Origin of the sequence: Amycolatopsis sp. cg9, from assembly GCF_041346945.1 — a bacterium.
In the GTDB taxonomy this organism is placed as follows: domain Bacteria; phylum Actinomycetota; class Actinomycetes; order Mycobacteriales; family Pseudonocardiaceae; genus Amycolatopsis.
The window spans coordinates 2697714-2716155 of sequence record NZ_CP166850.1; the positions used below are offsets into that span (position 1 = coordinate 2697714).

An 18442-nucleotide genomic window follows, 5' to 3' on the forward strand; every position below is an offset into this window, starting at 1 on the left:
CCATCCACCGTTCGGGGCATCAGTCTGGCACGCGCTGCCGACCTGCGAGGTTGCGGTTTGAGGTTGATCGGCAACGTAGCGCAAGTCGGCCGGTTTCGGGAGTCCCCTCCGCCGTCACCCGTCGAGCGGCCGAAAACTGTCGTACATATGTTCTAAAATTGGCGTTGTCCAGGGGAGATGCCGCCCGCGTCCGCGGGTGGCGTGATGGAGGAAGGCAGGGCCATGGCCTACATCACCCTGTCCACGTTCGTGGGCTACAGCGCGAGTTCCGGTCCGTCGCGGTCGTCGTTCGTCCGGCGGCAGCGGAGGCAGTACGAAGACCCGGCGCGAGCGGCGTTCAACTACTACCGGCGGGCGGCCAACGCGGTGCGGTCCGGCCGGGCGGCGAACCAGGACGAGGTGGCGCTGCGCGCGCTCGTCAACGCCGCCGACGACCGGACGAAGCCGCACTACGCGGCGATAGCCGAGGGCTGGCTGCGGTACCTCGGCCGGAAGACGCCGAGGCTGGTCGAGGTCGGCCGCGGCCGCTGCCGGATCGGCGAGCTGGAGATCGGCGTGAGCCCGCAGATGGGGCTGCGCAAGAGCGACGGCCGCCGCTACGCGACCTGGCTCTACTTCAAGGAGGAGCCGTTGACGAAGTCCTCGGCCCAGCTCGCGCTGTGGGTGCTGGAGCAGGCGATGCCCGACGTCCTGCCCGGCGGCGAGGCGCTGGTGATCGACGTCCGCCGCGCGAAGGAGTACCAGCTCTCCGCCCGTGATCGCGAGCGGCTGAGGCCGTGGGCGCGCAGCGAAGCCTCGGCGTTCCTCACGCTCTGGGACGCCGCCTGAGCCAGGGGAGGCGCCGGGTCGACCCGGCGCCTCCCCTAGCATCGCCCCCGAGCTTTCAGGGGGGCGACGATGAGGGTGGTCGCGGGGCGGTACGCGATCTCGGCCGAGCTCGGCCGCGGCGGGATGGGCGTGGTCTGGCGCGCCGAAGACCGGGTGCTCGGGCGCCCGGTCGCGCTGAAGGAACTGGCCACGCCGCCGGGCACCAGCCTCGACCGCGTCATGCGCGAGGCCCGGACCGCGGGCCGGCTGAACGACCCCGCCGTCGTCACGGTGTACGACGTCGTCAGCGAACAGGGCGCCACGTTCATCGTCATGGAGCTCGTCGTCGCGCCCACGCTCGCCGACGTCGTGGGCCGCGAAGGGGCGCTGGCGAACGACCGCGTCGCCGCGCTCGGCCTGCAGGTGCTCGGCGCGCTCGAAAGCGCGCACCGGGCCGGGATCGTGCACCGGGACGTCAAGCCCAGCAACATCATGGTGCTGCCCGGCGACCGCGTGAAGCTCGCCGACTTCGGCATCGCGCGGGCGATGGACGACCCGGGCCTGACCCAGACCGGCGGCGTCATGGGCTCGCCCGGCTACATGGCGCCCGAGCTGTTCGCCGGCGCCGGCCCGGCACCGGCGTCGGACCTCTGGTCGCTCGGCGCGACGCTGTTCCACGCCGCCGAAGGCCGCGCGCCCTTCCAGCGCACCACCACGGCCGCGACGCTGCACGCGATCATGTACGACCAGCCGGTGCTGGAACGCTGCCGCGGCCCGCTCGCCGAGGCCGTCCGCGGCCTGCTCACGCAGTCCACATCGGACCGGCTGACCGCGGCCGGCGCGCGGCGCCTGCTGGAAACCGCGCGCACGGCGATCACCGACTCGCCGACGCAGGCGGTCGACCCGGCGTCGCTGCCGACGATCGTCTTCGAACCGGTGACCGCGAAGGTCGCCGCGCCGTCACCGACCACAGTGGACTGGGACCGGCCGCGCAAGAAGCGCTTCCCGCTGGTGCTGGCCGGCGTCGCGGCGGCCGTGGTCGCCGCGCTCGGCGCGATCTTCCTCCTCAAGCCGACGGCCTCGACCCCGGTGGCGGACGCGGGCGTGACCTCGGAACCGGCGGCCACCTCGGCGCCGTCGAAAACCGCGTCGCCGAGTCACAAGAAGTCTTCGTCCCCGAGCGCGTCCGCGACCACCACACCGACCACGAGCACCGCGGCGAAGCCCGACCCGGCGAAGGTGCCGCTGATCCGCTTCCACCAGAAGGACGGCGGTCACTTCAGCGGCACGAAGAAGGTCGGCCCGCCGGGCGGCTTCACCAAGGAAGGCATCTTCGGTTCGCTCGTCGCGACGGCCGAGCCGGGGACGCGGAAGTTGTTCGCCTGCAAGGTGAAGGACCAGAAGGACTGGTTCACCTCGCCCGACCAGAGCGGGAAGTGCGAGGGCCAGCAGGCACTCGGCCTGCTGGGGAACATCTACGCCGACCCGCCGTCCGGGGCGAGCGCGCGGGCGCTGTACCGCTGCAACGCGGGCGCGAGCCACTTCGACTCCCTCGACGCCGGCTGCGAGGGCAAGAAGAAGGAGTTCCTGATGGGCTACCTCGTCCTCTGAAGCAGCACGTCGGCGACGAGCTCGGGCCGCGTGACGAACGGGTGGTGCGCCACCGGCAGCTCGACGACCTCGGTCGCCCGCGCGGCGTGCTCCCGCTGCTTCTCGGGCGGTGTCGCGAGATCGTCCCCGCAGACGACGTAGGTCGACGGCTTCCCACGCCACGCCGCCTCGGTGGTCCGCTGGCCGAACACGACCTTGTTCTGTGCGGCGAGCCTCGCCGCGGCCGCCGCGTAGGTGGCGTCGTCGAAGTCCTGGGCGAAGAGCGGCCGCACGAGTTCTTCCCGGACGCTCGCGGTGCCGTCGCCGTGGCTGACGTGCCGCGGCTCGCCGCCGCCGAAGTCCGCGAGCGCTTCGCCGACGTCCGGCAGGAACGACGTCACGTAGACCAGCCGGCGGACCGCGGGGTGGCGGCCGGCCTGTGTGATCACCATCCCGCCGTAGGAATGCCCGACCAGCAGCGCGGGCTCATCGGCGGCGTCGAGCAGCGCGCGAACGGCCGCGACGTCGTCGAAGAGATCACCCCGCGGCTCGGCCTCGCAACTCGGTAAAACGGCCGCTGAGCTGCGCAAACCCCGCCGCGCGAGGAGGTCCGCCGTCGGCCGCCACCACCAGGCGCCGTCCCGGACGAAGGCGCCGTGGACGAAGACGATTCGCATGGTGACAACCTGACAGACTCCACCCGGTCGAGTGACACAGTTCGCGGCGAGCGGACGGGGACTGGACAAACCAGGGGCCGAACACGAAGCTTTCGCGTGTTCTTCTCGCCTGGCCAAACTTCGAGGTCGTAAAAGTGAATGCTGCCTGGGAAGCCGTCTCCCGCGTCGCCGACGAGCCCGCCTGGTACTGGGTGTACGACAAGCTGGCGTTCTGGCCGAGCACCTACGCCCACGCCTGGCCGGGCTTCCGCGAGCCGGCGCCGTCGCGCACCTGGGACCTCTCGCCCGGCGACCTGGACCGCGCTTCGGCCGAGTTCCGCCTCGGCCCGTACGCGGTCGAGGAGCACCAGGTGGCCGCCATCGCGCTGGCCGCGTTCCGCGAGGTCTGCGGCCCGGACGACTGGCTGTGGGCGCTGCACTGGCAGCACCAGTCCTACCGCGTCCGCCCGCACCTGATGACCGACGGCGCCCGCTGGCCGGTGCCGGCCTTCCCGCGCGCGGACTACCACCTGTTCCTGGCCGCCGACTTCTCGTTCGGCACGCTCGGCCACCCGTGGGAGCGCACGCTCTGCGTCTTCGGCGAGAAGCTGGTGCCGGCGTTCGAGCGCCACGGCGAAGGCGTGCTGACCAACGTCCTGCGCCGCGACGGGAAGCCGTCCGCGCTGGCCCGCTGAACCCGGCGTTGATCTCTTGCTACCGTTCTCCGGGTGTTCGAATTCCACGGCTGGGTGACCATCCAGGCGACCGCGAGCGGCGACGACGACGCGGCCCTCCTGGAGCGCCTGGTCGACCGCGTCCACCGCGCGATCCGCGATGCGGGCGACTTCGACCTGATCGACCTCCGCTGGAGCGGGGGCATGCCCATGCTCCACATCGCGGGCTTCGACAAGCACGGCGGCCGCGGCCTGGAACTCCTCGACCTCTTCACGAGGGTCAGTGAACTGGCGGCGGGCTCGTACGGCCTGCTCCACGTCTGGGACGACCAGGACACCGAGCACGACAACGAATTCCGCGTCTACCGCATGGCCCGTGGCCAGGTGACGGAACGCGAAGACCCCCACCTGACCCCGGTCGCCCCGACGGTCCTGGACGTCTACGAGCTGTAGCCACATCGAAACCGCGCCTGAGTAGTACTGCTCAAGACGCCGCGGCCGCCGGACGAGACCGTGGTCACATGACCAAATCCGGAACCACGTCCCCCACCACGACGGCCTTCTACATCCAGGCGGCGCTTTCGTTCGGCCTGGCGCTGGCGGCGGTCGCCGGCGGGATCGCGTACCTCCCGGTCGACGGCTGGGTCCGCGGCTTCCTCGCCCTCGGCATGCTCTACCTGGTCACCTCGACGTTCACGCTCGCCAAGTGCGTCCGGGACAGACAGGACGAGACCTCCGTGGTCTCGCGCGTCGACCAGGCCCGGCTCGACAAGCTCCTCGCCGAGCACGACCCCTACCAAACCCACGCCGTGTGACCCGGGGACGGCGGCCTGTGACAGCGATCACGACCCACGAAAGACTGAAGGCCGCCTCCCCGGGTGAACCTGGGAAACGGCCTTCGATCTTGAGCGGATGACGGGATTCGAACCCGCGACCCTCACCTTGGCAAGGTGATGCGCTACCAGCTGCGCTACATCCGCACTGCCTTGCTGATGGATATAACTCTATACCCTCCCTTCAGTGGGCCGAACGCCGGGTCCCCCGGTGCCCTGACCCGGTGCTTCGGTGTCACAGCTGGCGTACAAGGGGTGACGACGGCTGATTCCCTCCGTATGGTGTCCCCATTCGACCGAATGGGGAGACCTTCGGGGAGGAGGTGCCGGGCCGGATGACCGAGCTGGGCACGGTGCCGCCACCAGCGGCCTCGGAATCCGACGAGCAGGCACTGCTGCAACGGCTCCGCAACGGCGAAGACGCCGCGTTCGGGGAGCTGTTCGAGCTGCACGCCGCCGCCGTCCGCCGGCTCGCGCAGAGCCTGGCCGCCGACCGGTCCGAGGCCGAGGACATCACCGCGGAGACCTTCTTCCGCGTGCTGCAGGCCCTCCGCCGCGGCGCCGGACCCCGCGACTACGTCCGCGCCTACCTGCTCACCGTCGCCCGCCGCGTTTCGTGGGAGTGGCACGGGGCCCGCCGGGACGTCCCGGTCTCCGACGACGAACTCACCTTCCGCGCCGGGGCGGGCGCCGACACGCACGCCCGCGCCGCGGAGCACACGCTGATCACCACCGCGTTCACCAGCCTGCCGGAGCGCTGGCGGACGGTGCTGTGGCAGACCGAGGTCGAGGGCGAGCAGCCCGCCATGGTCGCGCCGCACTTCGGGTTGAGCGCGAACGCCACCGCGGCGCTGGCCCGCCGGGCGCGCCAGGGGCTGCGCGCGGCTTACCTGCAGGCACACCTTTCGGTGAACCGCGGGCCGGACTCGTGCCGCGCGGTCGTCGAGAAGCTCGGCGGGTTCACCGCGGGCAGCGTCACCGGTGCCGAGGCCGAGCGGATCAAGGCGCACCTGCACGGCTGCTCGTCGTGCCGCGCCACCCAGGACGAGCTCCGCGACGTCTGTTCGTCGCTGCGCGCGCACGCCGGCGTGCTGGTGCTGCTGGTGCCCGCCGCCGCGTCGGTCGGCGGCAGCGGGGTGCTGGCCGGGATCGGCACGACGATCAAGGGTGTCCTGGTCGGTTCGAAGGTCAAGATCGGGCTCGCGCTGGCGTCGACCGCCGCCGTGGGTGCGGTCGGGGTCGCGGCCGGTCCGGTGCTGTTCGGGCCGGCGGCGGTCCAGGACGTCGGGCTGACCGGCGGCGCGCCGGAGCTCGTGGTGGTGCCGCCGACCGAGACGCACCACCAGCCGCCACCGCAGCCGCAGCCCGATCCCCGGATCGGCATCGGCGTGCTCAACGGCCGCGGCACGGGGGTCGCCGTGCCGATCCGGCCGCGCGCCGGCGCCGGCGCCCGGCAGCTCGGCGCGAACGAGGTGCCGTCCGTGCCCGCGGGCGACGTCCCGGCCGGGGAAGTCGGCGGCAGCGCTGGCGACGGGCTGACCCCGCGCGAAGACCTCACGTCGTCGACCTTCAGCGCGCCCGACCACCCGGCGACTTCGCCGCGGCTCGACACGACGACGACCCCGGACCTGACGATGACCACCGAATCGAGCGACTCGCCGGAGAGCGCCGAGGTGCCCGAGCTGTCGCCGACCGACGGGTCGACGTTGTCGAAGGACAAGCCGACCGACAGCACCACCGGCACGGCCGAACCGACGACGACGGTGACGCCGACGTCCGGAAAACCGTGCCCGAGCAGCACCTCCGACGTCACTGGTTCGGGCGAACCCGCGGAATCGACGCCGACCGGCTCCGAACAGCCGTGATCCACTTCGCCGGGTGGGATGTCCGATTCCTCCCTCGCGCGGTCGCGGTCGCGCACGGTACCGTTGTGCTGCTCACCCTGCGGGCGGCCCTGGAGGCAACTGAATGAACCGGCTGGTGCGCGGCGAAGACGGCCGCGACTGGGTGGTCCGTGCCCAGATGGAATGGCGTGCGCCGGCGACGGCCGACGACTTCGAGCACGACGTCGCGGGCAGCTACGGCCCCGGCATCGCGATGATCGTGGTGACCGTGCTGCTGGCCGTCATCCTCGTCGTGTGGACGCCGGACCAGGTCAACATCCCCGCGTGGGTGCTGCTCGCGCTGCTGCTGGTGGTGCTGTTCTTCCCCCTGCGGTGGATCCTGCGCCGGCCGTGGACGGTCGTCGCGGAGACCGAGGGCGACGTGACCGGCGACCGGCCGTCCGAGCGCTGGGTCGGCACCATCCGCGGCATGTTCACCGTGCAGGGCGAGGTCAAGAAGATCTCCAAGACCATCCAGCGGCACTCGCTGCCGGACTTCGACGGGCCGCTGCACCCGGTCGAATAGCCAGTACCGGAATTCGGCCGAAGGGGTGAAACTGGGGGCATGCCCGAGCTACCCGAGGTCGAAGCGCTGGCCCACCACCTGCGCGAGAACGCGGTCGGCCAGACGATCTTCCGCATCGATGTCGCATCGCTGAGCGTGCTGAAGACGGCGACCCCGCCGTGGACGGACCTGCACGGCCGCGAGATCACCGGCGCGACCCGGCACGGCAAGCACCTCGACGTCGTCGCCGGCGACCTGCACCTGGTCGTCCACCTGGCGCGCGCGGGCTGGCTGCGCTGGTCCGACGGCCTCGCCGCGGCGCCGCTGAAGCCGGGCAAGGGGCCCATCTCGCTGCGCGTGCACCTCGAGTCCGCGACCGGGCCCGGGTTCGACCTCACCGAAGCGGGCACCAAGAAGGGTCTCGCGGTGTGGATCGTCAAGGACCCCCAGGAGATCGCGAGCGTGGCGCGCCTCGGCCCGGACGCCCTCTCCCTCGACGCGACCCAGCTGCGTGAGCTGTTCGCCGGCAAGAACACCCGCCTGAAGTGGGCGCTCACCGACCAGTCGCTGATCGCCGGGATCGGCAACGCCTACTCCGACGAGATCATGCACCGCGCGAAGCTCTCGCCGTACGCGACGATCGGCAAGCTCGACGACGGCGCGCTGGAGACCCTTGCCGAAGCGATCGTCGAGATCGAGTCCGACGCGGTCAAGCGCTCGGTCGGCCAGAAGGCCGCGCGGCTGAAGGGCGAGAAGCGGTCTGGCCTGCGGGTCCACGCGCGGACCGGCCTGCCGTGCCCGGTCTGCGGCGACACGATCCGCGAGATCTCGTTCGCCGACAAGTCGTTCCAGTACTGCCCGACCTGCCAGACCGGCGGCAAGCCGCTCGCCGACCGCCGGATGTCGCGGCTCCTCAAGTAGCAGATTCGCCCGTTCGGCCGCAGGTGCTGCGCCGGGCGTCGCCGACCGCGGGGCCGAAGGCGGCGAAACCGCGTCCTTCCTGCTGCTTTCGCCGGAAGGGGTGGAACAGGCGCCGCCTCCCGCGTGTTGCGGACAGTGACCGCGAGGGCTCGGTTCCGACTCTCGGTAGGGTCCCATCAACCCTCGGTCATCACAGTTGGACAGAAAGTGGGAACAGGCCTTGCACCCGGTTGGTCGAGCGCAGAGCATGGACGCCGTGTCCGGGTTTCCGCTTGCGCAGATCATCCCGTGGGGTGTCGCGGTACTGCTCCTCGTCGTGGTGATCGTGCTGCTCGTGAAACAGCGCAAGCCGGCCAGCGTGGTGGAGGACGCCATGCTGCAGGCCGTCCACCGGATGTCGAAGGCGGCGCCGAACCTCCGCTCCGGCCTGGACGAGGACGCCGCCGACAAGATCACCACGCAGCTGCTGCAGATGCTCGACTGCGTCGCCGTCGGCATCACCGACAGCGAAGGCACGCTGCTGTCCTGGGACGGCGAGGCCAACGAGCACTACGTCGACCTCGTCGACGCCATCGGCGCGGCCATCCGCAAGCACCGCCGCGAGGTCGTCGCGCACGACCGGATGCCGTGCAACCACCGCGGCACCTGCCGGATGAAGACCGCGGTCATCGTGCCGCTGCTGGTCGAGGGCGAGACCGAGGCGGCGCTGATCGTCGTCGGCCGCACCCGCGGGCGCCTGGTGCAGATGGCCGACGCGGTCGCGCAGTTCGTCTGCACGCAGTTCGAGCTGTCCCGGCTCGACGAGTCGAAGCAGCAGCTCCAGCAGGCCGAGATCAAGGCGCTGCGCGCGCAGATCTCGCCGCACTTCGTCTACAACGCGCTGAACACGATCTCCGCGCTGATCCGCACGGACCCCGAAGAGGCGCGAGAGCTGCTTCAGGACTTCGCCGACTTCACGCGCTACTCGTTCCGGTCGTCGGGCATGTTCACCTCGCTCGCCGAGGAACTGCGCAACATCGACCGCTACCTGACCATCGAGAACGCCCGCTTCGGCGGCCGGCTCGAGGTGCGGATGAAGATCGCGCCCGAGGTGCTCAGCGTCGTCGTGCCGTTTCTGATCATCCAGCCGCTGGTGGAGAACGCGGTCAAGCACGGCCTGGCCAGCAAGCCCAGCGGCGGCTGCGTCACGGTGATCGCGCAGGACCACGGCACCGAGGCGCTGATCAGCGTCGAGGACGACGGCATCGGCATGGACCCGCGGCGGCTCAACGACGTCAAGAACGCGCACAGCACCGGCGCGCACGTCGGGCTCGGCAACATCAGCCAGCGCATGCAACAGGTCTTCGGCAACGACTACGCGGTGATGGTCGAGACCGCGCCCGGCGCCGGCATGAAGGTGACGCTGCGGGTGCCGAAGTTCGTCCCGGGCGTCCGCCCGAACATGCCGGACTACAGCTCGGAGGACGCCGACGTCCCGGCGCAGAGCGGCCCGGCCCAGCTGAACGGCGCCGACAGCGGCGGGGTCAACGGCTCGCGTTCGGGCATCCTCCCCATGGGCTGAGTCCCGGCTAGCCTGGCTTCATGAGCGTTACGAACAAACTGGCTTCGCGGATCCCGGTGCTCGCCGACCGGGTCGAGCGCAAGGACGTCGTGGCCGTGGTGAAGCTGCACGGCGTGATCACGCCGTCGCCGTCGCCGCTGGCCAGGGGCGCGATCAACCTGAACGCCGTCGAGTCGGCCTTGACCAGGGCGTTCGGCCACGAGCGGCTGAAGGCGGTCGCGCTGCTGGTGAACTCGCCCGGCGGCGCGCCGACGCAGTCCGGGCTGGTCGCCGAGCGCGTCCGCCAGCTGGCCGACGAGAAGCAGGTCCCGGTGCTGGCGTTCTGCGAAGACGTCGCCGCGTCCGGCGGCTACTGGCTGGCCTGCGCGGCCGACGAGATCTACGCCCACCGCACGTCCATGGTCGGCTCGATCGGCGTGATCAGCGGCGGCTTCGGCTTCACGGGCCTGCTGGAACGCTTCGGCATCGAGCGCCGCCTGCACACGGCGGGCGCCAACAAGTCGCGCCTCGACCCCTTCTCGCCGGAGAAGCCGGAAGACGTCGAGTGGCTGAAGAAGATGCACACCCAGCTCCACGACCTGTTCGTCGGCTGGGTCAAGGAACGCCGCGGCGACCGCCTGACGGCCGCGGAGGACCTGTTCACCGGAGACGTCTGGCTCGGCGCGAAGGCGCTGGAGCTCGGCCTGATCGACGGCCTCGGCAGCCTCCGCCAGGTCCTCACCGAGCGCTACCCCGACGCGGAGATCTCGGTGGCCGAGCCGAAGCGCCCCTTCCTGGCCCGCCTCGGCGTCGGCGCCCCGGCCGCGGCCTCGGCGGTCCTGGAGGCGGTCACGCAGAAGGCGGCGTGGTCCCGCTTCGGCCTCTGACGAGTGACTTGCGCACACTTCTGAAAAAGTTCGGAATAGTTCCATGGCCACCGAGGTGCAGTGGAGCGAGTTGCAGCGCGATCCCAAGGGTGTCGCTGCGCTCGCCGACGAGGGCGGCGTCCGAGTTCGTCGCCGTGACGGTGCTGCCCTGCTGTTGACCAGGGAGGACAGGGCGCACTCGGCGTCGGAAGGCTCGGTGGCCGCGGCGCGTGCGCTGCGCAACGTGCTGGCTCACCTGCCGTCGGACGTGGCGGCGGCGCTCCTCGACGAGTTCCCCTGGGTCGATGTTCTGCCGGCGGCGGAACAGACGCAGTTCGTCCGCGACTTCGCGCGTGCGTTCCAGGCTTCCGCGGAACCGGGGCAGTGGTCGGTCCTCGCGCAGACGATCACGGAATGGCGCAGCACCGCTGCCATTCACGCTGATCCGGTACTCGCCGGCAAGCTCGGTGGTCCGATCGACGAGGACTTCGGTCCGGTGCCGGGTCCCGCGGAGGCGTGAACGCTGCCCGCAAAACGTGGCGACCGCATCGCGCCGCCCGCGCGGACCGGCGGCTGGGAGGCGCGCTTCGCGACTTCCGAGGCGGCGAAGGGGCGGGAGGCCCTGTGTCAGGCCGCGAGGTCGAACACGTGGGAGGTATGGATCGTCCTACCGAACGGCCGACGGCTCCGGAGAACCCCGCGCGTCAGCACAGGCTGAAGGGTTCTTTCGCCACACGCGAAGTCGGTGGGCGAATGCTTGAGCAGTGGCAGTACGAGGTCACTGGGGGCGGTCGGATCTGGTACTGCCCGGATCCGGCCAGGCCTCTGAACACCGCTGTCCGGTTTGGGTACTTCCGGGCAGAATTTGTGACCTGCATCACCCTTCCCTCGTAACGCCTCTGGCTCCGGGGTGGGGCGTCGGGTCTCCTTGTCGACGGGCTTTGTTGCGATCGGCAACAAATCCGGACGACGAGGAGGTCGTACCCGATGCCCCACTCCCGAAGACTCGCCATCGGTGCCGCGTTCGGCGCCGCGCTCATCGCCATCCCGCTGACCATTCCCGCCGCGGCGTCGATCCCGCCGCCGGAGTCGGGCTGGACCACCGTCTTCGCCGACGACTTCACCGGCAGCTCCGGCGCACTCCCCGCGAGCGCGAACTGGATCATCGACACCGGCCACAGCTACCCCGGCGGGCCCGCCAACTGGGGCACCGGCGAGATCCAGAACTACACCGCCAACCCCGGCAACGTCTCCCTCGACGGCGGCGGCAACCTCCGCATCACGCCGCTGCGCGACGGGTCGGGCAACTGGACGTCGGCGCGGATCGAAACGCAGCGCACGAACTTCAAGCCGCCGGCGGGCGGGGTCATGCGGATCGAGAGCCGGATCCAGATGCCGAACGTCACCGGCGCCGCCGCGCTCGGGTACTGGCCCGCGTTCTGGGCGCTCGGCGGCCCGTACCGCGGCAACTGGTGGAACTGGCCCGCCGTCGGCGAGTTCGACATCATGGAGAACGTCAACGGGATCAACTCCGTCTGGGGCGTCCTGCACTGCGGCGTCAACCCCGGCGGCCCGTGCAACGAGACCACCGGCATCGTCGCCAACCGGGCGTGCCCCGGCAGCAGCTGCCAGTCGGCCTTCCACACCTACCGCTTCGAATGGGACGCGAGCACCAGCCCGCAGGTGTTCCGCTGGTTCGTCGACGGCCAGCAGTTCCACTCGGTGAGCCAGAACCAGGTCGATGCCACGACCTGGGCGAACATGACCACTCACCAGGGCTACTTCGTGTTGCTGAACGTCGCCATCGGCGGCGCGTTCCCGAACAACAACTCCGGCACCACGACGCCGGGGCCGGGGATCGTGCCCGGGCACCCGATGGTCGTCGACTACGTCACCGTCACCACGCGCGGCGGGAGCACGACCACGACCCCGCCGACCACGACCACGCCGCCCGGGAACGGCGGCAGCGCGTACAGCACCATCCAGGCCGAGGCGTACAGCCAGCAGAACGGCCTCGCGAAGCAGACGACCACCGACACCGGTGGCGGCCAGAACATCGGGCCCGCGGGCAACGGCGACTGGGCGCTCTACCCGAACGTCGACTTCGGCGGCTCCGCCGCGACCAACTTCCAGGCGCGGGTGGCGTCCGGCGCCGCGAACGGCGTCAGCGGATTGGTGGAAGTGCGGCTGGACAGCCTCGCCAACGCGCCCATCGGCAGCTTCGCCGTCGGCAACACCGGCGGCTGGCAGAGCTGGCGGACCGTCCCCGCCAACATCAGCGCGGTCACCGGGGTGCACAACGTGTACGTGACGTTCACGAGCGGCCAGCCCGCCGACTTCGTGAACCTCAACTGGTTCACGTTCGTGCACTGAGACAGGAGGGACCCGCGGGCGGGGCCGTCCGCGGGTCGTCCCACTTCAGGCAGACGGGGGCTGGACATTGCACTCGGCAATGGGCAGGATGCGTTTCACTGTGAGTGCTCACGATGACACCCGGAAACTCGTGGTCCTGGCTGTGGACGACGAGCCGAACGGTCTTGACGAACTCGTCCACTGCCTGCGCAACAGCCCGCACGTGGCGAAGGTGTTCCCGGCGATCGACGCCTCCGAGGCGCTTCGGTTGCTGTCCACCGACGACCCGCGGCTGCGCGAGCGCAAGGACCGCGGCCTGCCGATCGTCGACGCCGTCTTCGCGGACATCGACATGCCCGGCCTGTCCGGCATGGAGATGTCCCGCGTGTTCGCCGCGCTCCGGCCGTCGCCCGCGCTGGTCTTCGTCACCGGGCACGCCGAAGAAGCGGTCAACGCCTTCGACCTCGGTGCGCTCGACTACGTGCTCAAGCCGTACCAGCAGGACCGGCTCGACCGCGCCATCACGCGCGTGATCGACAAGCTGGCCTCCGCCGCGGCGCCCCCGCCCGGCGCGCTGGGCGGCGAGCCGGTGAAGAACGACGACGAGGTCATCCCGGTCGAGCTGGCCGGCACCACCAAGCTCATCCCGCGCTCGTCGGTCCGCTGGGTCGAGGCGCAGGGCGACTACGCGCGGCTGTTCACGACCGAAGGCAGCCACCTGGTCCGCATCCCGCTGGCGCAGCTCGAGGAACGCTGGGAGAAGGCCGGCTTCGTCCGGATCCACCGGTCGTTCCTGGTCGCGCTGCCGCTGATCACCGAACTGCGCATGGGCCAGGGTGGCTACCAGGTCGTGATCGGCAACGAGGAGAAGGTGCTCCCGGTGAGCCGGCGGCACACCCGCGCGCTGAAGGACCGGCTGGTCGGTTCGGGCCGGAACGGCTGACCAGGGCCCGGTCATGACCGACGACTTCTACGAGCGCCGCGCGAACGGCGTCCGCGAACCGGATCCGACGCTCGGCAGGCGGGCCCGCCAGCGGCCCCTGCCGCAGCCCACCGAGCGGGCCGTCGTCGAATCCCTGCCGCCCGCGCCGGAACCGGAGAAGCAACCGAAGCCGGAGCACCACGCGAAACCCAAGCGGGAGCGGGTGATCCTGGCCGACCCCCGGCGCGCCGGCGGCACCCTGCGCGCCCGCGTCGAGCTGGAAGAGCAGACCAGCTGGGGGAAGCTGCTCGTCCGCGACCACCTGGTGAAGGTACAGCTGCGGACAGCGGTGCTGCTGGCCCTGCTGGTCGTCGCCGTGTTCGGTTCCCTGCCGGTGCTGTTCTACCTGGTTCCCGGGTTTTCCCGGGCGAGCCTGGGCGGCATCCCGGTGGCCTGGCTGATCCTCGGCGTGCTGCCGTTCCCGTTCTTGTTCGGCGTCGGAATCTGGTACAACCGGCTGGCCGAACGCAACGAGCGCGCGTTCGTGGACATGATCGAGAACTAGTTCCGCACCGAGTCGTGCGAGGATTCCCCCGTGCAGCTGAACCCGTGGGCCTTGACCGGCATCGTGCTGGTCGCCGTGGTGACGTTCTTCATCGGGCACCGCTCCGCGCGTTCGGCCACGAGCACGCACGACTTCCTGGTCGCCCGCCGCACCGTGCGGTCCCGCCGCAACGCCGCCGCGATCTCCGGCGAATACCTGTCGGCGGCGTCGTTCCTCGGCATCGCCGGGATCGTGCTCAAGGACGGCGCCGACGCGCTGTGGTTCCCGATCGGCTTCACCGCGGGCTACCTCGCCCTGATGCTCTTCGTCGCGGCGCCCCTGCGGCGCTCCGGTGCGTACACGCTGCCTGACTTCGTCGAAATGCGGCTCGGCTCGAAGGGCCTGCGCCGGTTCTCGACGGCGTTCGTCGTGTTCATCGGGATCCTCTACATGGTCCCGCAGCTGCAGGGCGCCGGCCTGACGCTGGCGACGATCCTCCCGGTGCCGGTCTGGGCGGGCGCGATCGCGGTGATGGTCGTGGTGGCGATCAACGTGATCGCCGGCGGCATGCGCGCGATCACCGTCGTCCAGGCCTTCCAGTACTGGCTCAAGCTGTTCGCCATCGCGGTGCCCGCGTTCGTGCTGTGCATGGTCTTCTTCGCCGGCGGTGGCCCGGACGGCTTCCGCCCGCTCGGCGCGGCCGCGCCGCCGGTGTTCACCAGCGACACCACGGTGTCCGTGCAGACCGACGTCACGCTGCACGTCACGTCGGACACCTTCCTGTACGCCTACGGGCGCACCGACAACGGGCCGGCGGCCGGGCCGACGCACTGGACCCCGCTGGCCCCGCACGTCGTTTCCGAAGGCACGACGCTGAAGTTCCTGGCCGGCACGCCGGTGCCGGTGGTCAGCGATTCGGTCGCGGAGAACGCGAACTGGCTGCACCCGGGGTCGGGCAGCCTCACCGACCTGCTCCAGACGTACTCGCTGATGTTCGCGACGTTCCTCGGCACGATGGGCCTGCCGCACGTGCTGGTCCGCTTCTACACCAACCCCGACGGCAAGGCCGCGCGCCGCACCACCGTCCACGTCCTGCTGCTGCTGGGCCTGTTCTACCTGTTCCCGACGCTACTGGGCGCGCTGTCCCGGATGTACGTCCCGGAGCTGCTCGTCACCGGCAAGACGGACGCGGCGATCCTGCGGCTGCCGTCGGCGATCCTGCCGGGTGTCGGCGGGCAGATCCTCGGCGCGGTCACCGCGGCCGGCGCGTTCGCCGCGTTCCTCTCCAGCACGTCCGGGCTGCTGGTGAGCGTCGCCGGGGTGGTGTCGACCGACCTGCTGCCCGGCCGGGTGCGCGACTTCCGCGTGGCGACCGGGCTGGTCGCGCTGTTCCCGATCGCGCTGGCGCTCGCGCTGCGGTCGGAGGACATCTCGCTGTCGATCGGGCTGACGTTCGCGCTCGCCGCGTCGACGTTCAGCCCGCTGCTGGTGCTGGGCATCTGGTGGCGCAAGCTGTCCTGGCCCGGCGCGCTGGCCGGGATGTTCGTCGGCGGCGGGCTGGTGGTGGCCGCGCTGGTCGTCAACGTCGTGAGTGGCTACACCGGCGGCTGGGCACCGTGGTTCGTCAACCAGCCGGCGCTGATCACGGTCCCGGCCGCGTTCGTCACGACGTACTTCGTCAGCCGCGCGACCGGCTACGGCCGCCCGGAGCACGTCCACGACATCATGCTGCGGCTGCACGCGCCCGATCCGCTCGGCTTCATGCGGGACAGGGCGGTCGCGCGATTCGGACAAGCCGAAGAAAAGACGCGAATCGCCGGCCGGGGACGGCATCGCAAGTAATGCGCTGACAGTCAGTAAGAAATTGATACCCGATCGAGGGATTACGAACTACACGGTCGACCCATACGTTCCGTTGGTTTCTACCAGCAAGAAATATGGGAAGGTGGAGATCCGCCGTGGGCAGCACCGAACAAGACGTCGGTGGCGCGGAGCCGCAGACCGACTGGGAGCAGATCCAGGGGAGTCCCGAATTCACGGACCTGCGCCGCCGGTTGCGGGTGTTCGTGTTCCCGATGACCGCGCTGTTCCTGCTCTGGTACCTGCTGTACGTGCTTCTCGCGGACTACGCGCACGGGTTCATGAGCACCAAGCTGTTCGGGAACATCACCGTCGGCCTGGTCTTCGGCCTGCTGCAGTTCGTCTCGACGTTCGTCATCACGGGCTTGTACGTGCGCTACGCCAACCGGAAGCTCGACCCGGTCGCCGACGGGATCCGCGCCGAAATCGAAGGGGAACCGCGCCGATGAACCTCGCGGCGGGCGTGGAGGGCAGCAACTCCACCCTCAACATCATCATCTTCCTGGTCTTCGTCGCGATCACGCTGGTGATCGTGTTCCGGGCCAGCCGGAACACCAAGACGGCGTCGGACTACTACGCCGCCGGGCGCGCCTTCACCGGCCCGCAGAACGGCATCGCGATTTCCGGCGACTACCTTTCGGCGGCGTCGTTCCTCGGCATCGCCGGCGCCATCGCGATCAACGGGTACGACGGCTTCCTCTATTCGATCGGTTTCCTGGTCGCGTGGCTGGTCGCGTTGCTGCTGGTCGCGGAACTGCTGCGCAACACCGGCAAGTTCACGATGGGCGACGTGCTCGCGTTCCGCATGAAGCAGACGCCGGTGCGCGCGGCGGCCGCCGTTTCGACGCTGGCGGTTTCGTTCTTCTACCTGCTGGCGCAGATGGCCGGGGCCGGTGGTCTGGTCAACCTGCTGCTCGGCATCGAAGGCGAGGCCGGGCAGGACGTCGTGATCGCCGTCGTCGGCGTGATCATGATCCTGTACGTGCTGATCGGCGGGATGAAGGGCACCACCTGGGTGCAGATCATCAAGGCCGCGCTGCTGATCGTCGGCGCGTTCGCGATGACGCTGTGGGTGCTCGGCAAGTACGGCTTCAACCTGTCCGACCTGTTCCAGGCCGCCGTGGACAAGGGCGGCAAGGGCGGGGCGGCGCTGCTCGACCCGGGCAAGCAGTACGGCAAGACGGGCACGACCAAGCTCGACTTCCTGTCGCTGGGCATCGCGCTCGTCCTCGGCACCGCCGGCCTGCCGCACGTCCTGATGCGCTTCTACACCGTGCCGACCGCCCGCGACGCGCGCCGCTCGGTGGTCTGGGCGATCGTGCTGATCGGCGTGTTCTACCTGTTCACGCTGGTACTCGGCTACGGCGCGGGCGCGCTCGTCGGGCCGGACAAGATCTCGAAGGCACCCGGCACGACGAACTCGGCGGCGCCGCTGCTGGCGCTCGAACTGGGCGGCCCGGTGCTGCTCGGGTTCATCTCCGCGGTCGCGTTCGCGACGATCCTCGCGGTGGTGGCCGGCCTGACCATCACGGCGTCGGCGTCGTTCGCGCACGACGTCTACGCCAACGTGATCAAGAAGGGCCAGGTCTCCACCGGCGGCGAGGTGAAGGTCGCCCGGATCACCGCGCTGGTGATCGGCGCGCTGGCCATCGCGGGCGGCATCCTCGCGAAGAGCCAGAACGTGGCGTTCCTCGTGGCGCTCGCGTTCGCCGTGGCGGCGTCGGCGAACCTGCCGACGATCCTGTACTCGCTGTTCTGGAAGCGGTTCAACACCCAGGGCGCGCTGTGGTCGATCTACGGCGGCCTGCTCGTCACGATCGTGCTGATCGTCTTCTCGCCCGCGGTGTCCGGCAAGCCGGTGGACGCCAAGACGGGCAAGAGCGCGTCGATGATCCAGGGCGTCGACTTCCACTGGTTCCCGCTCGACAACCCGGGTCTCGTCTCGATCCCGGCCGCGTTCCTGCTCGGCTGGCTGGGCACGGTGCTGTCGAAGGAGCGCAACCCGAAGAAGTACGCGGAGATGGAGGTGCGCGCGCTGACCGGCGCGGGTGCCGAGAAGGCCGTTACGCACTGACCGCTTTGCGGGGGCGTCCACCTCACGCGCGGGCAACGCCCCCGCATGGCAGCATGGAGATCGTGGTGAGCCCTGCTGAACTGCCGACCGCCGAGGTCCGCGACCTGCCCAAGGACGGCCTCGTGCTGCTCGACGTCCGCGAAGACGACGAGTGGGCCGCGGGGCACGCGCCCGGCGCCGTGCACATCCCGATGGGGGAGCTGCCCGCCCGCGTCGGCGAGCTGACCGACCTCCCCGACGACCAGCCGATCCACGTGATCTGCCGCAGCGGCGGCCGGTCCGCTCGCGCGGCCGCGTGGCTCAACCAGAGCGGCTGGGACGCGGTGAACGTCGCCGGCGGCATGGGGGCGTGGCAGCGGGAAGGCCGGCCGATGGTCGGCGAGCACCCCGGCATCGAACCCGAAGTGATCTAGCC

19 protein-coding genes and 1 tRNA gene are annotated in these 18442 nt (G+C 70.4%); 18 read left to right on the forward strand and 2 right to left on the reverse strand.

The window, feature by feature from the left end:
• Nucleotides 1-222: 222 nt before the first annotated feature.
• Entirely contained in the window at nt 223-828 is a 606-nt protein-coding gene (locus AB5J73_RS12685; protein ID WP_370973118.1) for a hypothetical protein, read from the forward strand.
• Between the two features lie 69 nt (nt 829-897).
• Nucleotides 898-2418, forward strand: coding sequence for a serine/threonine-protein kinase (locus AB5J73_RS12690; RefSeq protein ID WP_370969908.1), 1521 nt, complete (start codon nt 898-900; stop codon nt 2416-2418).
• Here the strand turns inward: AB5J73_RS12690 and AB5J73_RS12695 are convergent.
• Nucleotides 2403-3074, reverse strand: a complete 672-nt coding sequence (locus AB5J73_RS12695; protein WP_370969909.1) for an alpha/beta fold hydrolase — start codon at nt 3072-3074, stop codon at nt 2403-2405. The genes AB5J73_RS12690 and AB5J73_RS12695 overlap by 16 nt on opposite strands.
• 134 nt (nt 3075-3208) lie before the next feature.
• Here AB5J73_RS12695 and AB5J73_RS12700 point away from each other — a divergent pair, with 134 nt between their 5' ends.
• The 3 genes from AB5J73_RS12700 to AB5J73_RS12710 all read left to right on the forward strand — a co-directional run bounded on the left by AB5J73_RS12700 (nt 3209) and on the right by AB5J73_RS12710 (nt 4542).
• Nucleotides 3209-3748 (forward strand): DUF2716 domain-containing protein, encoded by a 540-nt coding sequence (locus AB5J73_RS12700; RefSeq protein WP_370969910.1) that lies wholly within the window; start codon nt 3209-3211, stop codon nt 3746-3748.
• A gap of 33 nt (nt 3749-3781) precedes the next feature.
• Nucleotides 3782-4180: an Imm7 family immunity protein gene (locus tag AB5J73_RS12705; RefSeq protein ID WP_370969912.1), complete on the forward strand. Its 399-nt coding sequence runs from the start codon at nt 3782-3784 to the stop codon at nt 4178-4180.
• Nucleotides 4181-4248: 68 nt separating this feature from the next.
• On the forward strand, nt 4249-4542 hold the full coding sequence (locus tag AB5J73_RS12710; RefSeq protein WP_370969913.1) for a YiaA/YiaB family inner membrane protein: 294 nt from the start codon (nt 4249-4251) through the stop codon (nt 4540-4542).
• A gap of 92 nt (nt 4543-4634) precedes the next feature.
• Here AB5J73_RS12710 and AB5J73_RS12715 read toward each other — a convergent pair.
• Nucleotides 4635-4707: transfer RNA gene (locus tag AB5J73_RS12715), tRNA-Gly, on the reverse strand.
• A 188-nt stretch (nt 4708-4895) separates the two neighbouring features.
• On the opposite strand from AB5J73_RS12715, the gene AB5J73_RS12720 reads away from it, so the two are divergent.
• From AB5J73_RS12720 to AB5J73_RS12780, 13 genes are all read left to right on the forward strand, one after another.
• Nucleotides 4896-6425: a sigma factor gene (locus tag AB5J73_RS12720; RefSeq protein ID WP_370969915.1), complete on the forward strand. Its 1530-nt coding sequence runs from the start codon at nt 4896-4898 to the stop codon at nt 6423-6425.
• A 103-nt stretch (nt 6426-6528) separates the two neighbouring features.
• Complete coding sequence (locus AB5J73_RS12725; RefSeq protein WP_370969916.1) at nt 6529-6969, forward strand: DUF983 domain-containing protein; 441 nt, start codon at nt 6529-6531, stop codon at nt 6967-6969.
• Nucleotides 6970-7008: 39 nt separating this feature from the next.
• On the forward strand, nt 7009-7869 hold the full coding sequence (locus AB5J73_RS12730; protein WP_370969918.1) for an Fpg/Nei family DNA glycosylase: 861 nt from the start codon (nt 7009-7011) through the stop codon (nt 7867-7869).
• A 247-nt stretch (nt 7870-8116) separates the two neighbouring features.
• Nucleotides 8117-9430: a histidine kinase gene (locus tag AB5J73_RS12735; protein ID WP_370969920.1), complete on the forward strand. Its 1314-nt coding sequence runs from the start codon at nt 8117-8119 to the stop codon at nt 9428-9430.
• Between the two features lie 20 nt (nt 9431-9450).
• Nucleotides 9451-10296: a S49 family peptidase gene (locus tag AB5J73_RS12740; RefSeq protein ID WP_370969922.1), complete on the forward strand. Its 846-nt coding sequence runs from the start codon at nt 9451-9453 to the stop codon at nt 10294-10296.
• Nucleotides 10297-10339: 43 nt separating this feature from the next.
• Nucleotides 10340-10795, forward strand: coding sequence for a hypothetical protein (locus tag AB5J73_RS12745; protein WP_370969924.1), 456 nt, complete (start codon nt 10340-10342; stop codon nt 10793-10795).
• Between the two features lie 467 nt (nt 10796-11262).
• Nucleotides 11263-12648, forward strand: a complete 1386-nt coding sequence (locus AB5J73_RS12750; RefSeq protein ID WP_370969925.1) for a carbohydrate-binding protein — start codon at nt 11263-11265, stop codon at nt 12646-12648.
• A gap of 88 nt (nt 12649-12736) precedes the next feature.
• Complete coding sequence (locus tag AB5J73_RS12755) at nt 12737-13570, forward strand: LytTR family DNA-binding domain-containing protein (RefSeq protein ID WP_163046789.1); 834 nt, start codon at nt 12737-12739, stop codon at nt 13568-13570.
• 13 nt (nt 13571-13583) lie between these two features.
• The gene (locus tag AB5J73_RS12760) at nt 13584-14114 is read left to right on the forward strand and encodes a hypothetical protein (protein WP_370969926.1); all 531 of its coding nucleotides are present in this window, start codon (nt 13584-13586) and stop codon (nt 14112-14114) included.
• Nucleotides 14115-14144: 30 nt separating this feature from the next.
• Nucleotides 14145-15935 carry a cation acetate symporter gene (locus AB5J73_RS12765; RefSeq protein ID WP_370969927.1) on the forward strand — a complete coding sequence of 597 codons (1791 nt, stop codon included), beginning with the start codon at nt 14145-14147 and terminating at the stop codon, nt 15933-15935.
• 116 nt (nt 15936-16051) lie between these two features.
• Nucleotides 16052-16402: a DUF485 domain-containing protein gene (locus AB5J73_RS12770; protein ID WP_370969928.1), complete on the forward strand. Its 351-nt coding sequence runs from the start codon at nt 16052-16054 to the stop codon at nt 16400-16402.
• Nucleotides 16399-18027 (forward strand): cation acetate symporter, encoded by a 1629-nt coding sequence (locus AB5J73_RS12775; RefSeq protein ID WP_370969929.1) that lies wholly within the window; start codon nt 16399-16401, stop codon nt 18025-18027. Before AB5J73_RS12770 ends, AB5J73_RS12775 begins: the two co-directional genes overlap by 4 nt.
• A 53-nt stretch (nt 18028-18080) precedes the next feature.
• Nucleotides 18081-18440, forward strand: coding sequence for a rhodanese-like domain-containing protein (locus AB5J73_RS12780; protein WP_370969930.1), 360 nt, complete (start codon nt 18081-18083; stop codon nt 18438-18440).
• The last annotated feature ends 2 nt before the right edge of the window (nt 18441-18442 follow it).

What these genes read in the sequence shown, in the direction of transcription:
- AB5J73_RS12755 (WP_163046789.1), top strand. Translation starts at nt 12,737, where the DNA reads ATGCGTTTCACTGTGAGTGCTCACGATGACACCCGGAAACTCGTGGTC.
- AB5J73_RS12690 (WP_370969908.1), top strand. Translation starts at nt 898, where the DNA reads ATGAGGGTGGTCGCGGGGCGGTACGCGATCTCGGCCGAGCTCGGCCGC.
- AB5J73_RS12720 (WP_370969915.1), top strand. Translation starts at nt 4,896, where the DNA reads ATGACCGAGCTGGGCACGGTGCCGCCACCAGCGGCCTCGGAATCCGAC.
- AB5J73_RS12745 (WP_370969924.1), top strand. Translation starts at nt 10,340, where the DNA reads ATGGCCACCGAGGTGCAGTGGAGCGAGTTGCAGCGCGATCCCAAGGGT.
- AB5J73_RS12710 (WP_370969913.1), top strand. Translation starts at nt 4,249, where the DNA reads ATGACCAAATCCGGAACCACGTCCCCCACCACGACGGCCTTCTACATC.
- AB5J73_RS12780 (WP_370969930.1), top strand. Translation starts at nt 18,081, where the DNA reads ATGGAGATCGTGGTGAGCCCTGCTGAACTGCCGACCGCCGAGGTCCGC.
- AB5J73_RS12730 (WP_370969918.1), top strand. Translation starts at nt 7,009, where the DNA reads ATGCCCGAGCTACCCGAGGTCGAAGCGCTGGCCCACCACCTGCGCGAG.
- AB5J73_RS12750 (WP_370969925.1), top strand. Translation starts at nt 11,263, where the DNA reads ATGCCCCACTCCCGAAGACTCGCCATCGGTGCCGCGTTCGGCGCCGCG.
- AB5J73_RS12685 (WP_370973118.1), top strand. Translation starts at nt 223, where the DNA reads ATGGCCTACATCACCCTGTCCACGTTCGTGGGCTACAGCGCGAGTTCC.
- AB5J73_RS12695 (WP_370969909.1), bottom strand. Translation starts at nt 3,074, where the DNA reads ATGCGAATCGTCTTCGTCCACGGCGCCTTCGTCCGGGACGGCGCCTGG.
- AB5J73_RS12740 (WP_370969922.1), top strand. Translation starts at nt 9,451, where the DNA reads ATGAGCGTTACGAACAAACTGGCTTCGCGGATCCCGGTGCTCGCCGAC.
- AB5J73_RS12775 (WP_370969929.1), top strand. Translation starts at nt 16,399, where the DNA reads ATGAACCTCGCGGCGGGCGTGGAGGGCAGCAACTCCACCCTCAACATC.
- AB5J73_RS12725 (WP_370969916.1), top strand. Translation starts at nt 6,529, where the DNA reads ATGAACCGGCTGGTGCGCGGCGAAGACGGCCGCGACTGGGTGGTCCGT.
- AB5J73_RS12760 (WP_370969926.1), top strand. Translation starts at nt 13,584, where the DNA reads ATGACCGACGACTTCTACGAGCGCCGCGCGAACGGCGTCCGCGAACCG.
- AB5J73_RS12735 (WP_370969920.1), top strand. Translation starts at nt 8,117, where the DNA reads ATGGACGCCGTGTCCGGGTTTCCGCTTGCGCAGATCATCCCGTGGGGT.